Annotated in this window: 15 protein-coding genes; 8 read left to right on the top strand and 7 right to left on the bottom strand. The window is 57.8% G+C overall.

All coding sequences use genetic code 11. The annotated features are described in order from the left end of the window. Positions 1-51 precede the first annotated feature (51 nt). The 5 genes from ACXAFI_RS17700 to def form a co-directional block, all read right to left on the bottom strand. Positions 52-1503 carry a TrkH family potassium uptake protein gene (locus tag ACXAFI_RS17700; RefSeq protein ID WP_152450318.1) on the bottom strand — a complete coding sequence of 484 codons (1452 nt, stop codon included), beginning with the start codon at positions 1501-1503 and terminating at the stop codon, positions 52-54. An 83-nt stretch (positions 1504-1586) separates the two neighbouring features. Further along, complete coding sequence (gene trkA / locus ACXAFI_RS17695) at positions 1587-2972, bottom strand: Trk system potassium transporter TrkA (RefSeq protein WP_152450320.1); 1386 nt, start codon at positions 2970-2972, stop codon at positions 1587-1589. A gap of 30 nt (positions 2973-3002) precedes the next feature. Beyond that, positions 3003-4310 carry a 16S rRNA (cytosine(967)-C(5))-methyltransferase RsmB gene (gene rsmB / locus ACXAFI_RS17690; RefSeq protein ID WP_475109868.1) on the bottom strand — a complete coding sequence of 436 codons (1308 nt, stop codon included), beginning with the start codon at positions 4308-4310 and terminating at the stop codon, positions 3003-3005. Further along, a complete protein-coding gene (gene fmt / locus ACXAFI_RS17685) occupies positions 4307-5260 on the bottom strand; it encodes a methionyl-tRNA formyltransferase (protein WP_475109867.1) in 954 nt (317 codons plus the stop codon). Before fmt ends, rsmB begins: the two co-directional genes overlap by 4 nt. 64 nt (positions 5261-5324) lie before the next feature. Next, complete coding sequence (def, locus tag ACXAFI_RS17680; protein ID WP_152450326.1) at positions 5325-5831, bottom strand: peptide deformylase; 507 nt, start codon at positions 5829-5831, stop codon at positions 5325-5327. Positions 5832-6013: 182 nt separating this feature from the next. On the opposite strand from def, the gene ACXAFI_RS17675 reads away from it, so the two are divergent. From ACXAFI_RS17675 to ACXAFI_RS17665, 3 genes are all read left to right on the top strand, one after another. Then, a complete protein-coding gene (locus ACXAFI_RS17675) occupies positions 6014-7084 on the top strand; it encodes a LysM peptidoglycan-binding domain-containing protein (RefSeq protein ID WP_152450328.1) in 1071 nt (356 codons plus the stop codon). Positions 7085-7177: 93 nt separating this feature from the next. After that, complete coding sequence (gene dprA, locus ACXAFI_RS17670; protein ID WP_475109866.1) at positions 7178-8335, top strand: DNA-processing protein DprA; 1158 nt, start codon at positions 7178-7180, stop codon at positions 8333-8335. An 88-nt stretch (positions 8336-8423) separates the two neighbouring features. Next, entirely contained in the window at positions 8424-9857 is a 1434-nt protein-coding gene (locus ACXAFI_RS17665; RefSeq protein ID WP_475109865.1) for a catalase, read from the top strand. 55 nt (positions 9858-9912) lie between these two features. Here the strand turns inward: ACXAFI_RS17665 and ACXAFI_RS17660 are convergent, their stop codons facing one another. Further along, the gene (locus ACXAFI_RS17660; RefSeq protein ID WP_475109864.1) at positions 9913-10137 is read right to left on the bottom strand and encodes a hypothetical protein; all 225 of its coding nucleotides are present in this window, start codon (positions 10135-10137) and stop codon (positions 9913-9915) included. Here ACXAFI_RS17660 and tsaC point away from each other — a divergent pair. From tsaC to ACXAFI_RS17635, 5 genes are read left to right on the top strand one after another with little or no spacing between them, the layout of a single operon-like run. Continuing rightward, on the top strand, positions 10136-10702 hold the full coding sequence (tsaC, locus tag ACXAFI_RS17655) for an L-threonylcarbamoyladenylate synthase type 1 TsaC (protein ID WP_152450334.1): 567 nt from the start codon (positions 10136-10138) through the stop codon (positions 10700-10702). The genes ACXAFI_RS17660 and tsaC overlap by 2 nt on opposite strands. Before the next feature lie 27 nt (positions 10703-10729). Then, positions 10730-11635 (top strand): oxygen-dependent coproporphyrinogen oxidase, encoded by a 906-nt coding sequence (gene hemF / locus ACXAFI_RS17650; protein ID WP_475109863.1) that lies wholly within the window; start codon positions 10730-10732, stop codon positions 11633-11635. A 28-nt stretch (positions 11636-11663) separates the two neighbouring features. Beyond that, positions 11664-12116, top strand: a complete 453-nt coding sequence (locus ACXAFI_RS17645; protein WP_475109862.1) for a hypothetical protein — start codon at positions 11664-11666, stop codon at positions 12114-12116. Continuing rightward, positions 12113-12934, top strand: coding sequence for a shikimate dehydrogenase (aroE, locus tag ACXAFI_RS17640; RefSeq protein WP_475109861.1), 822 nt, complete (start codon positions 12113-12115; stop codon positions 12932-12934). Before ACXAFI_RS17645 ends, aroE begins: the two co-directional genes overlap by 4 nt. Beyond that, on the top strand, positions 12868-13383 hold the full coding sequence (locus tag ACXAFI_RS17635) for a hypothetical protein (protein WP_475109860.1): 516 nt from the start codon (positions 12868-12870) through the stop codon (positions 13381-13383). The genes aroE and ACXAFI_RS17635 overlap by 67 nt, the downstream gene beginning before the upstream one ends. 53 nt (positions 13384-13436) lie before the next feature. Here the strand turns inward: ACXAFI_RS17635 and ACXAFI_RS17630 are convergent, their stop codons facing one another. Beyond that, complete coding sequence (locus ACXAFI_RS17630) at positions 13437-13955, bottom strand: hypothetical protein (RefSeq protein ID WP_444920593.1); 519 nt, start codon at positions 13953-13955, stop codon at positions 13437-13439. Positions 13956-13980 lie beyond the last annotated feature (25 nt).

Here is a 13980-nt window from a genome sequence, read left to right as displayed (position 1 = left end):
CAGAAACTAAAAAATATTGCTATTCGATCTCGCCCGCCTTCTGGCGCTTAATTAATGGCGCCAGAAGGCGGGGGTTAACAGCACCAGCAGGGTGAAAATTTCCAGGCGTCCCATCAGCATGGCGAGGATCAGAAACCACTTGGCGACCTCGTTGACTGAACCATAGTGGGATGACGCCTCACCCAGGGCGGGGCCGATATTACTTAGGCAGGAGGCCACCGTTGTGACAGAAGTGACGAAGTCTTCGCCAGTGGCAATCACGATAATGGCGAGAATGAAAAACGACAGAACATAGACCGCAAAAAAGCCCCACACGGCATCGGTGACCCGGTCCGGTACAATCTTGCGATTGAGTTTGATGGGAATCACCGCATTGGCGTGCACCAGGCGATTCAATTCGCGCATACCGGATTTCATAATCAGCATACCGCGCACCGCCTTGATGCCCCCCGAAGTGGAGCCGGCGCAGGCGCCGAGAATCCCCAGCAGCAATAGGGCATAGGGTAAAAATACCGGCCAGGCGGAAAAATTCTCCGAGGCAAAGCCGGCGGTGGTGCTGATGGAAACTACCTGGAAGAAGCCGTGCAACAGGCTGTTGCCCGGAGAGAAAATATTCAGAATCCACAGGTAACAGCTAATCAGTAGACCGGCGCCCAATATCAGCATGACATAGAAGCGAAATTCGGAGTCGCGCCAGTAGTGTTTGAGGGTTTTGTTGCGGAAAGCATAAAAGTGCAAACCGAAGTTAATCGCCGCGGTGAACATGAAAATGATGCAGATCACCATAATGGCCCGGTTGTGGGCGTAGAAGCCCATACTGGCATCATGGGTGGAAAAGCCGCCGTTGGCGACGGTGGAGAAGGCGTGTCCCACGGCATCGAATACAGTCATGCCCGCCCACCAGTAACCGATGCCACACAAAATCGTCAGGATCACATAAATGACGATTAACGCCCGTGCCGTCTCCGCGATACGCGGCGTCAGCTTGGTGTCTTTCACCGGGCCGGGTATTTCCGCCTTGTACAACTGCATACCGCCGATGCCGAGCATGGGCAGGATCGCCAGCGCGATCACAATTACGCCGATACCGCCAAACCACTGCAATTGCTGGCGGTAATAGAGAATCGCCGGGGGCAGGGAGTCGAGGCCGGTGATCACGGTGGCACCGGTGGTCGTTAGCCCGGAAATAGACTCAAAAATGGAATCGGTAATACTCAGATCGGGTTGCGGGCTGATAATAAACGGCAGGGAGCCGAAGCTGCCGAGGATCAACCAGAAGAGTGAGGTCACCACAAATCCGTCGCGAGTGCGCAAATCCTGACGCAGGTCGTGTACCGGCAACCACATAAACAGGCCAGTTACCAGGGTAATGACAAAGGCGATAATAAAGGCGTTGTGGGTATGGTCTTCATACCACAGGGACACGACGATGGGTGGCAGCAGGGTTAAGCTGAACACCGTAAGGAGAATTCCGAAAACTCGCGCAATTACCGCAATTCGCATTGGCGCCTGTCAGCCTGTTATCTGTTGTTACTTTATATGGACGGCGGAGTGTGTGATCGCCGGACTTTTCAAAAAAAAGCGGGCTAGAAAAAGCCGAAACCAACCTGGAACAACTGTTCCACATGGCGCGTCTGGCGGCGATCCACCAGGAATACAATCACGTGATCGTCGCTCTGTACAATCACATCGTCGTGCGCCATCAACACTTCGCTGCCGTTGACGGTTTCGCGCACTATGGCGCCGATGGAGGCACCCTCGGGTAAATCGATATCCTCGATTTTCTTTCCCACCACCTTAGAGGTGCGTTCATCGCCGTGGGCGACCACCTCGATTGCCTCGGCAGCGCCGCGGCGCAGGGAGTGCACATTGACCATATCACCGCGGCGCACATGGGTAAGCAGGCTGCCGATGGTATTTTGCTGGGGCGAAATGGCAATATCGATTTCACCGCCCTGCACCAGGTCCACGTAGGCGCGGTTGTTGATCAGGGTCATTACCTTGCGCGCGCCCAGGCGCTTGGCCAGCAGCGATGACATGATGTTAGCTTCGTCATCGTTGGTGAGGGCGAGGAAAACATCGGTGTCTTCGATATTTTCCTCCAGCAACAGCTCCTGATCTGAGGCGCTGCCGTGCAGGATAATGGTGTGGGACAGCTCCTCGGATAAAAATACACAGCGCTCGTGGCTGCGCTCAATAATCTTGACCGAGTAGCGGTTCTCTAATTTGGTCGCGAGACGCAGGCCGATATTGCCGCCTCCGGCAATGACTACACGTTTATAACCGTGCTCCAGACGGCGCAGCTCGCTCATTACCGCGCGGATATCGGCCCTTGCGGCGATAAAAAAGACTTCATCGCCGGCTTCAATTACCGTATCCCCTTGGGGAATAATCGGCCGGTTTCGCCGGTAGATGGCCGCCACACGGGTATCCACCTTAGGCATATGCTCGCGCAGATAACGCAGCTGGTGTCCCACCAAAGGGCCGCCCTGAACGGCCAGTACCGTCACCAACTGCACGCGGCCACTGGCGAAATCCAATACCTGCAACGCGCCGGGGTGCTCCATCAGGCGTGCAATATATTCGGAGACCAACTGCTCGGGGCTGATCAGGACGTCGATGGGAATGGCTTGGTTGTCGAATAACTGGGGATACTGCAGATAGGAGGAGGCGCGCACACGCGCGATCTTGGTGGGCACACGGAACAATGAGTGGGCAATCTGGCAGGCCGCCATATTGGTTTCATCATTGTTGGTCACCGCCACCAGAATATCGGCATCCTCGATGCCGGCATCCATCAGCACATCGGGGTGAGAGGCGTGGCCGTTGACCACGCCGATATCGATGCGGTCGCGCAATTCCCGCAGGGTTTTTTCGTCGCTGTCCACCAGCACAATATCATTGCGCTCCGAGGCCAGGGCCTCCGCCAGTGAGCCGCCCACCTGGCCGGCGCCGAGAATGACAATTTTCATATCGGAAGAGACCCGCGGCTAGCGCTGCTGTTATTCGGCTTTGCTGAGCAGAGCGTAGTAGAAACCGTCGCCGCCACCGTTGTGGGGTAACAGTTGCATTCCCGCAACCTGCTTTTCACCCCAGGACTTACCGTGCAGCAGTTCCGGAGTATTGTCGCTCGCATCCTCGGTCTCCGCAATGAAGGCGGCGACAACTTCGCTATTTTCGGCCGGCAGCACCGAGCAGGTGGCGTACAGCAGACTGCCGCCGGGCTTGAGCAGTGCCCAGGTGGCGCGCAGAATTTCTGCCTGCAGCTTGGCCAGCTCGGCGATATCCTCCGCGCGGCGCAACAGTTTGATATCCGGGTTACGGCGGATGACCCCAGTGGCGGAGCAGGGCGCGTCGAGCAGGATTCGGTCGTATTGTTGTCCGTCCCACCAGGAATCTGCCGCGGCCGCATCGGCGCAGATTAATTGTGCGGACAGGCCGCAGCGCTCGAGGTTTTCCTGTACCCGGTCGAGGCGCTCCTCCTCGATATCGAGGGCACTCAATTCAATCGCGGGCTGCTGTTCCAGCAGATGGCAACTCTTACCGCCAGGCGCGGCGCAGGCATCCAGCACCCGCTCGCCTTCACCGGGTGCCAGCAGCTGTGCCGCCAGCTGGGCGGATTCATCTTGCACGCTCACCAGGCCCTCGGCAAAACCGGGCAGAATCCCCACCGGCACCGCTTCGAGCAGGGTGATGCCCACGGGCGAGAGGGCACAGGCCTCGGCGGACAGCCCAGTTTCGTCGAGCTGCTGCAGGTAATCCTCGCGGGAGATACGCGCGCTATTGACCCTCAGGGTCATGGGTGGATTGGTATTGTTGGCGCGGAAAATTTCAGACGCCTGGGTTGGCCAGGCGGCTTTGATCGCCTGTTGTAGCCAGGCGGGATGTACCGAGCTGAACTGTGGGTTACCGGACAATTTTCTCTGCAGACGCTCGCGTTCGCGCAGGGCGTTGCGCAGCACGCCATTGATCAGGCCGGTGGCGCGATCCAGCTTGAGACTGCGGGCGGCGTTGACTGTGGCAGAGATGGCTGCGTGATCGGGAATGCGGGTATATTCCAGCTGATAGAGCCCCAGCAGGATCAGTGCGCTCACCAGGCTATCGCTGGGTGTTTTGCGCAGCAACTTGGCTGCGATCAATTGCAGGCGCGGGGCGGTGCGGGCACAGCCATAACAGAGTTCGCGCAGCAGGGCGCGGTCGCGCTCCTCAACCTTGTCCTCGGCTTTAGGTAACAGGCGTGCCAGTGAACCTTGCGATTCCAGCAGCGCGGCCACTACCCGGGCTGCTTCGGCGCGTACATCTCTACTCATAATGATCCCAATTGTGTGCCGGGGGCAAACAGCGCCCGGTAGCCTTTCAAAATTTCCGCGGCCGGCAGCGCTTTTTTACCGGGTAACTGCATTATTTGCAGGCGCAGGGCTTCGCGACCACAGGCCACCAGGATGCCTTCATCGTCGCAGGCCAAAACGGTGCCGGGCGTATCGCTGTGGCAGCCTCGCTCCAGGCTGGCGCTGTAAATGCGTAGGCGCTGCTCGCCTTTGCTGTCGCTAAAGGTGGTCCAGCATACCGGGAAGGGATTGAAGGCGCGGATCTGGCGCTGAAGTTCCTGCGCCGGGCGCTGCCAGTCGATGCGCGCTTCCTCTTTGGTGATTTTATTGGCGTAGTTGGCCTTTGTATCATCCTGGGCTTCTGGCGTGGCAGTGCCTGAGGCCAGCTGCGCCAGTGCTTCGGTCAGAGCCGGCCCACCGAGTTCGGCGAGCTTGTCGTGCAGGCTGCCGCCGGTATCTTTCGTAGTGATATCGCAGCGGCGCTCCACCAGCACCGGGCCCGTATCCAGTCCGGCCTCCATTTGCATAATCGCCACACCGCTCTGGCTGTCACCCGCTTCGACGGCGCGCTGAATGGGAGCGGCACCGCGCCAGCGCGGCAGCAGGGAGGCGTGTACGTTGACGCAACCCAGTCGCGGGGTATCCAGTACTGCCTGCGGCAGGATCAGGCCGTAGGCCACCACCACCATAATGTCGGCGCCGAGTGCCGCCAGCTCTTCCTGGGCAGCCTGGTCGCGCAGGCTCTGAGGCTGGTATACGGGGATACCGTGGGAGAGCGCCAGCTGCTTGACCGGGCTGGCCAGCAGTTTTTTGCCACGCCCCGCCGGCCTGTCCGGTTGGGTGTAAACGGCGATGACATGGTGGTCGCTGTCGAGCAGCGCCTGCAGGTGCACGGCGGCAAAGTCCGGCGTGCCGGCAAAGATGATGTTCACTGGCGGATTCTCAGATCGAGGGATGGAGATGGCGCCGGGCCAGCCGGCGGCCAGTTCTTATATATCAGGCGCGTCGGCGCTGGGACTTTTCCAGCTTGGAGCGAATGCGGTTGCGCTTGAGTGGGGAGATGTAATCCACGAACAGCTTGCCATCCAGGTGATCGACTTCGTGCTGGATGCACACTGCCAGCAGTCCCTCAGCCTCTATGGCAAAAGGTTCGCCGTTGCGGTCCAGCGCCTTCACGCGCACCCTGCGCGGGCGCTCCACCGTCTCGTAGAAACCGGGTACCGACAGGCAGCCCTCATCGTACTGGTGGATCTCTTCCTCTAACACCTCGATTTCTGGGTTGATAAAGGCCAGCGGCTCGCTGCTGTCCTCAGAGATATCCACCACCACGATACGCTCATGGACATTGACCTGAGTCGCAGCGAGGCCAATGCCAGGAGCCGCGTACATGGTTTCGAACATGTCTTCTAGCAGCTGGCGGTGCTCGTCGGTGACTTTTGCGACGGGTTTGGCGATCTCACGCAGGCGCGGATCGGGAAATTCCAGTATCTCGAGTTTAGCCATAACACCTGTGACAAACTTCTAGTATTCGTTGAACGTGCGCTGATAACATTATGATCGCGCTCAATATTTACCGAGTGGACCCCGATTTTCGCTGGCGCTGCGCGCCCGGGGCCGGCCACATTTCCTGTGAAGGGTGGCCCGGCGCTGAGAATTATAGCGATAAAGAGCATAGGAATGCTTCCATGAAAAAAATAATCCTGGCCGCCGTCTCGATGTTGGCGGTCGCCCTTGGCACCCAAGCGCAGGATCAGGTGCGCCTGAACCCCAGCCACCCGGATGCCTATGTCGTGCAAAAGGGCGATACCCTCTGGGATATCTCCAGTGAATTTCTGGTACAGCCCTGGTACTGGCCGGAGATCTGGCAAGTAAACCCGCAGGTTGAGAACCCCCATTTGATCTTCCCCGGCGACAGTCTGCGCCTGGTATATGTAGATGGCCAGCCGCAACTGCAGCTACAGCGCGGACCGCGCGCCTATCAACTATCTCCGGGTGCAAATGGCAATCGCCTGACCCCGCAGATCCGCCGCGAGGCGGTAGAGGATGCGATCCCGGCGATTCCTCTGGATGCCATCAATGCCTTCCTGTCCCGCACCCGTATCGTCGAGCCAGATGCCTTTGAGGGCACGCCTTATATCGTTTCCGGTTCCGATAACCACATTCTTATGGGCGCGGGCGATACCATTTATGCGCGCGGTGATTTCGAAGTGCCCCTGGCTTCCTACGGCCTTTACCGTCCGGGGCCTGTCTACGTAGACCCCGTAAGCAATGAGACTCTGGGACGCCAGGCGTTGGGCATTGGTGAAGTGGATTTGCTGCAGCTTGACCCGGATAACCGCCCTGGATTCTCCGTCGCCACTCTGGGCGTAGCCAGTACCGCCCGCGAGATCCGCCTTGAGGACCATTTGATGCCGGTGGAAGAACGTTCCATCGATGCACTCTTTCACCCCAGCGCCCCCGCCGTGACGGTGAATGGCTTGATTGTGGGTGTCGATGAAGGCGTGACCCAGATCGGCAAGTTTGACGTAGTCATCCTCAACCTGGGTGAGCGCGATGGCATAGTGCCTGGCAATGTGATGGCGGTGTATAAGCGCGGCTCTATGGTTCGTGATCGTATCGCCGGAGACAGCGTAAAGCTTCCGGATGAGCGCGCTGGCGAGATGATGGTTTTCCGCACCTTTGAGAAGATGAGCCTGGCGCTGATACTCGAAGCGGACCGTCCCCTGGCGGTAATGGACTCGGTGCGCAATCCATAACCAGTCCATAGAGAGTGCGGTGACTCTTGCTGTTTGGAGTGCCGCACCACTGAATAACCACTTTCCTGCAAAACAGACAATACGGTGAGCTGCATGGATGCGTTGACCGCCAGTATGGCTTTACTGCGCCTTGAGGGATTGGGCCCTGCACGTTACTGGCAGCTGCTAGAGCATTTCGGTAGCCCCGATCGGGCCCTACTAGAATTTCCCCCAACCCTATTGAGTAAACTGCCGCCACGGGCGCAAACCCAATGGCGTGAGTGTTGCCGTCTTGGCGCCCAGAGCGAATTGTTGGAGTGGGTGTCAGCCGAGCGAGCCCGCTGTGCGCAAACCGGAGTGCATCTGGTGCACCACGGTGATACGGATTTCCCGGCTTTGCTCTCGGAAATCTCCCGGCCCCCACCATTACTGTATTTACGCGGTGCCCGCGCCGCTCTCTCTTTACCCCAGATCGCTATTGTCGGTGCGCGCCGTGCCACCACCGCCGGGTTGGATAATGCCCGCAGCTTTGCCATGGAGCTGGCCGGCGCCGGTTTTGCTATCACCTCAGGGTTGGCACTGGGAGTGGATGCGGCAGCGCACCAGGGCGCATTGAGAGGAGAGGGGGTCACGATTGCGGTGCTGGGCAGTGGCGTCGACTCCGTCTATCCCCGCCAAAACCGCGCCCTGGCCGAAGAAATCCTTGTCGCTGGCGGCGCCATTGTCAGTGAGTTGCCGCTCGGCAGCGGTGCCGAGGCGAAAAACTTCCCACGTCGCAATCGGATAATCAGCGGACTCTCTATGGGAGTACTGCTGGTAGAGGCCGCTGTGCGATCCGGTTCCCTGATTACCGCGCGCCTGGCGTTGGAGCAAAATCGCGAGGTCTTCGCCATCCCCGGCTCTATTCACAACCCGATGGCCAGAGGCTGCCATCACTTGATCAGGGAAGGGGCGACGCTGGTGGAGACCAGCGCAGATATCGCAGGACAGCTGGGCGGCCTGTTGTCCGCGCCGGTAAAGAATGAAATCGCAACCGAGGTAGCACTAGAAGTAGCGCTGGACGAACACCAGCAGCAATTGCTGTTAGCCCTGCAGGGCGGTCCCCGCAGTATTGAACAGCTTGCAGTGGATACCGGGGAGTCCGCCGGTGAATTGATGGCGCTGTTGCTGCAAATGGAATTGGAGGGATTGTTGGAGCAGTTGCCAGGTGGTTACCAGCTGACAGCTCGGGGCGCAGGTTGCTGTCGTCAAAGAGAGGGCGTAACCACCTAAATCATCTTTGAGGCTGCAGCCGCCGGATGGTTCGCGAACTGTTAGCCCAGCGTTAATACTCAGTGGATTCTAAAACAGGAGGCAGGTCATGGCGGATAAACCCAAACTCACCACCGATGCCGGCGCACCCATTCCGGACAATCAAAATAGTCTGACCGCGGGTCCGCGAGGGCCGCTATTAATTCAGGATTACCAGCTGCTGGAGAAGCTCGGCCACCAGAATCGAGAGCGGATTCCCGAACGCACTGTACATGCCAAGGGTTGGGGGGCTTACGGCACACTGCGTATCACCGGGGATATCGGCAAGTACACCTGCGCCAAGGTGCTGCAGAAAGGCGCAGAAACACCCATGATTGGCCGTTTCTCTACGGTGGCCGGGGAGTTGGGAGCGGCGGATGCCGAGCGCGATGTGCGCGGCTTTGCCCTGAAATTCTATACCGAGCAGGGCAACTGGGACCTGGTGGGTAACAACACCCCGGTCTTTTTCGTACGTGACCCCTACAAGTTTCCCGACTTTATCCACACGCAAAAACGTCATCCCCGCAGCCACCTGCGCTCTCCCACCGCCATGTGGGATTTCTGGTCGCTGTCTCCGGAAAGTCTGCACCAGGTTACGATCCTCTTCTCCGATCGCGGCCTGCCGATTTCACCCATGCATATGAACGGTTACGGTTCCCATACCTACTCTCTGTGGAACAATGCTGGCGAACGCTTCTGGGTGAAGTTTCATTTCAAGACCCGCCAGGGGCACAAGTTTCATACCGATGCCGAAGCGGAGGAGGTGGTTGGTCGCACCCGTGAGAGCTATCAGGAAGCGTTGTTTGGCGCGATTGAGAAGGGTGACTACCCCAAGTGGAGCCTGCAGGTACAAATCATGCCGGAGGCCGAAGCGGCCAAGACACCTTACAACCCCTTCGATCTGACCAAAGTGTGGCCCCACGGGGATTACCCGATGATCGAGGTTGGCGAGATGGAGTTAAATCGCAACCCCGATGATTACTTTGCCGAGTTGGAGCAGGCCGCTTTCTCTCCCTCAAACATTGTGCCGGGCATTAGTTTCTCCCCGGACAAAATGCTGCAGGCGCGAATTTTTTCCTATGCCGATGCCCACCGCCATCGCCTCGGCACCCACTATGAAAATCTACCGGTCAATGCACCGCAGTGCCCGGTACATAACTACTATCGCGATGGCGAGATGAATGCCACGGGAATTCGCAGCGGCAATCCCGACGCCTATTACGAACCCAACAGTTTCAATGGTCCCCAGGAAGACCCCAGCGCCAAGGAACCTCCAATGGCACTTTCTGGCACCGCTGATCGCTATGATCACCGCGAGGGTAACGATGACTACAGCCAGGTCCGCGCCCTTTTTAATCTTTTCGATGACGGCGAGAAGCAACGGCTCTTTGGCAATATTGCCAGAGCCATGGCAGGGGTTCCGGATGAGATAGTGCAGCGGCAGTTGGCTGAGTTTCACAAGGTGGACCCGGATTACGCTGCAGGCGTTAAGGCCGCATTGTGAGCCTGACTAAAGTTTCAGCGCTGGTGACTTGATACAGGGGGCAGTGGATAAACGATTACTCGGGGGAGACGTTCGGCAACACCTTGTGCGCGGTTGCGCAATCCGCTAGATTTTGGCGCTTGTCCCCACTTTGACAGTTGAGAGAGTTGAAATGAGCAAGCCTTTTGTAGCGATCCTGATGGGGTCCGGTTTCGATTTGCCAGTGGTGGAAACCGCCTTCGCTGTGCTGGATAAGTGCCACATTCAACATTGCAACGCCAACTAGCAGCGATACTGTCATGAGGTACTCTCCCCTTGCTGTACAAAAGGCTGCCCGCGCCCTTGCGGCGGGTGGTGTTATCGCGCACCCCACCGAGTCTGTGTGGGGCCTCGCCTGCGATCCAAATAACTTACAGGCCGTTAGGCGCCTATTGCGCCTGAAAAACCGCCCACTGGAGAAAGGTTTGATCCTGGTTTCCGGTGAGGAGGAAAGTTTTAGCCCGTTGCTCGACTCTCTCAGCGCCGAACAGCGCCAGCAGATGCGGGAAACCTGGCCCGGCCCCGTGACCTGGCTGGTACCCCATAAAGGCCGCGTACCTTACTGGGTCTGTGGCGCTCATCCCGCGGTGGCTCTGCGCCACACCGACCACTCTTTTACCGCTGCGTTAACACGGGCTTTTGGCGGTGCTATCGTATCCACCTCTGCCAATCCGGCGGGGTGCCAACCCGCAAGGCATAAGTACCAGGTACTCCGCTATTTTGGCGATGCCCTCGACTATGTGGGTGGCGGTGCCACTGGTGGCCGCAACTCCCCCAGTGAGATTCGCGACCTACTCAGCGGAGAGCTGTTGCGCGCGGGTGGTTGATTTCTATAAATGAGTTAGTGATTCCCCATGAGTGATATTGATACCAAGGAAGTAAAGGGCTACCTGCTGGATCTACAAGATCGTATTTGCAGCGCGCTGGGTAGTGAGGACGGCCGGGAGTTTCACGAGGACGCCTGGGAGAGGCCCGGTGGCGGTGGTGGTCGAACCCGTGTGCTGGAAGAGGGGAACCTGATTGAGAAAGGCGGGGTTAATTTCTCTCACGTCTATGGTGACGGCCTGCCACCCTCTGCCACCGCCAGTCGCCCCGAGTTAGCCGGCTGCTCCTTTGAGGCGATGGGTGTCTCTCTGGTGATCCACCCGCGCAATCCCTATGTGCCCACCAGCCATGCCAACGTGCGTCTGTTCGTTGCCAAAAAGCCTGGCGCGGAGCCGATTTGGTGGTTTGGAGGGGGCTACGACCTCACTCCTTACTACGGTATCGAAGAAGATGTGGTGCATTGGCACAGCACCGCCAAAAATGCCTGCGCCCCTTTTGGGGAAGAGGTATACCCACGCTTCAAACAGTGGTGTGACAAGTATTTTTACCTCAAGCACCGCGATGAGGCCCGTGGAGTGGGTGGTCTTTTCTTTGATGACTTTAATGAGGGCGGTTTCGAAAACGCCTTCGCCCTCACTCGCGCAGTGGGCGACAGTTATCTGGAGGCTTACCTGCCCATTATTCAAAAGCGCAAGAATACGCCTTACGGTGAACGCGAGCGGGATTTCCAGCTGTACCGCCGCGGCCGTTATGTGGAGTTCAACCTGGTGTTCGATCGAGGCACTTTATTTGGTCTGCAGAGCGGTGGGCGTACCGAATCTATCCTTATGTCATTGCCCTCGCTAGTGAGTTGGAAGTACGACTGGCAGCCGGAACCGGGTTCCGCTGAGGAAAAGCTCTACACGGATTTTCTGCCGCATAGGGACTGGGTATAACCTGGATCAGGCACTACGGAGGTTTGCTGTGCAACAGACGCGATTGGAAGCTATCAACTCACTATTCCTGGATTACAGGCGCCACTTCGAAACGGGTGATGCGCAGCAGATAGCCGATTATTACCGCTTCCCTCTGCATTATTACCGCGAAGATGGCAATAAACTGACGGTGGATCGCGGCGCATTCGTGCAGCAGGTCGAAAAGTTGCTCAACGCCTACAGGCGCCTTGAGGTGTGCCAGATTCTCGGTACGGTGACCGAGATTATCGAGTTGAACGATTACAGTAGCCTCGCCAGCGTGCGTTGGACCCTGTTACATCGCTGCGAGCAAAGCGACAAGGCAATCGAGCTTTACAGCTCCCACACCCGTTACCTGCTGACGGATACTGAACAGGGCCTTAGAGTCGACGCTTTGGTCATCGTCGATGAAAGTGCCAAGATTCGCGAAGCCGTCAGGGCGCGCAAGAGGGCCCAGTCGTGAGCGACCGCTACGGAGTGGTAGGCAATCCCATCGACCACTCCCTCTCCCCACAAATTCACACCGCCTTTGCCGCTCAGACCGGTGAAGATCTGGTGTACGAAAAACTGCTCGCCCCTCTCGAGGGTTTTGTCGACACCGTGCAGGCCTTTTTTATCGAGGGTGGTCGCGGTCTCAATGTAACGGTGCCGTTTAAGCTTGAAGCTTGCGAGCTGGCGGATGAACTTACCGAGCGCGCGGCCGCCGCCGGTGCGGTGAATACCCTGGTGTCCGACGAGAATGGAAACCTGCAAGGTGACAATACCGATGGCGCCGGCTTGGTGGCGGATATCCGCAACAACCTGGGCTGGTTAATTGAGGACAAGCGGGTATTACTCCTGGGCGCCGGTGGCGCCGCTCGTGGAGCTTTATTGCCTCTATTGGCTGAGCGCCCTGCACAACTGCATATTGCCAACCGCACTGCCGCCAAGGCCAGCCAGCTGGCAGATGAGTTTTCCCACTATGGCGCCATGACGGCAAGTGGATTGGAAGAGCTTTGCGGGGGGTTCGACCTGGTGATCAATGCCAGTTCGGCGAGCCTGGACAATCGACTGCCGCCCCTGCCTGAACACCTTTTCACAGGTACTGGCCGGGCTTATGACATGGTCTACGGTGCAAAGCCGACGCCTTTTGTACACTGGGCCCGTGAACAGGGGGCTGAGGCTGCCGATGGTCTCGGTATGCTGGTGGGACAGGCGGCGGAGGCCTTCTATTTATGGCGCGGGGTAAAGCCCCGTGTAGAGCCGGTGTTGGCGCAGTTGCGGCGAACACTAGCAGCCTGATTTATCTGGCTGAAGTCATAACAACAAAAATTAACGGGGTACTGGCTGTGCGCGAGTGGTTGCGTAATCTCTCTATGTGTTTTGCGGTGGGTTGTTTCGGCGGCCTCTGTTATGCCTTGGGCCTGTGGGCTATGGGCAGCTACGGGTTTACCCGCTGGTTGGGGGTGGATTTGGCACCGCACCTCAGTAACGCTTACCTCTACCAGCGTATCGTTTGGGGCGGGCTCTGTGGTCTGTTGTTCTTACTCCCCTGGCGCAATGCCTGGCTGTTGCGCGGTGCCCTATTGTCACTGTTACCTGCCGCCTTCCTGCTGTTCTACCTTTTGCCCCAGCGTGGCTACGACTACGGCGCTTTTGTGTTGGGAACCATGACTCCGCTAGTGATTGTGCTCGCTTGCGCTATCGGCGGTATCGCCGCATCGGCACTGCTGCGGCTACAGGGCAAGTAAAGTACACCAAGGTAAATAAATACCGCCGCGAGTGATTGCGGCGGTACCTCCAATCAGGCCTCAAACTCTATTTCGATAAGGCTGCAGCTCTGGGTGTGGCCCATGGCTCTCTTGATGGTGGGATATACAGAGGCGGTAGCGACACTGACGCCCAGCTCGATACGCTGTTTTTTATCCAGCTGCTCAGAGATACGCTGGTCCAACTGTGGATCTATATTTTTGTAACTGGCCAGTGCGGTGGCAAAGTCAAAAATATCCTTGAGGTGTTCCGGTAAATTACTGCCGCCCTGAATACAGGCCTTCACCAGTTGCGCTGAGACATCGGCCTCCAGTGCCATACGCACATTGAGTTGCAGGCATGCACCGCAGTCTGCTACCTGCATGGCGGCTAGCTTGCTCACCCAAAAGACCTCCAAAGATAAGAACTCCCGGTGCATTGACAGGGGCTGGAACTGTGCGAATTTCTCAAAGCCCTCGGGAGATGAGCGTAAAAACTCTTTCAGATACTCCATGTCGTAGCGATATTTCTTGGAGAAAGCATCCATTTCTTGCAGCTGCTGTTGTTCTGTCATCTCGGTGGCTCCTATTGCCGGTGAT

The sequence above is a fragment of the Microbulbifer sp. ABH2_005 genome (assembly GCF_056160005.1).
Note: the sequence above shows the minus strand (reverse complement) of the source record. Positions and strands in the feature narration are given on the sequence as shown.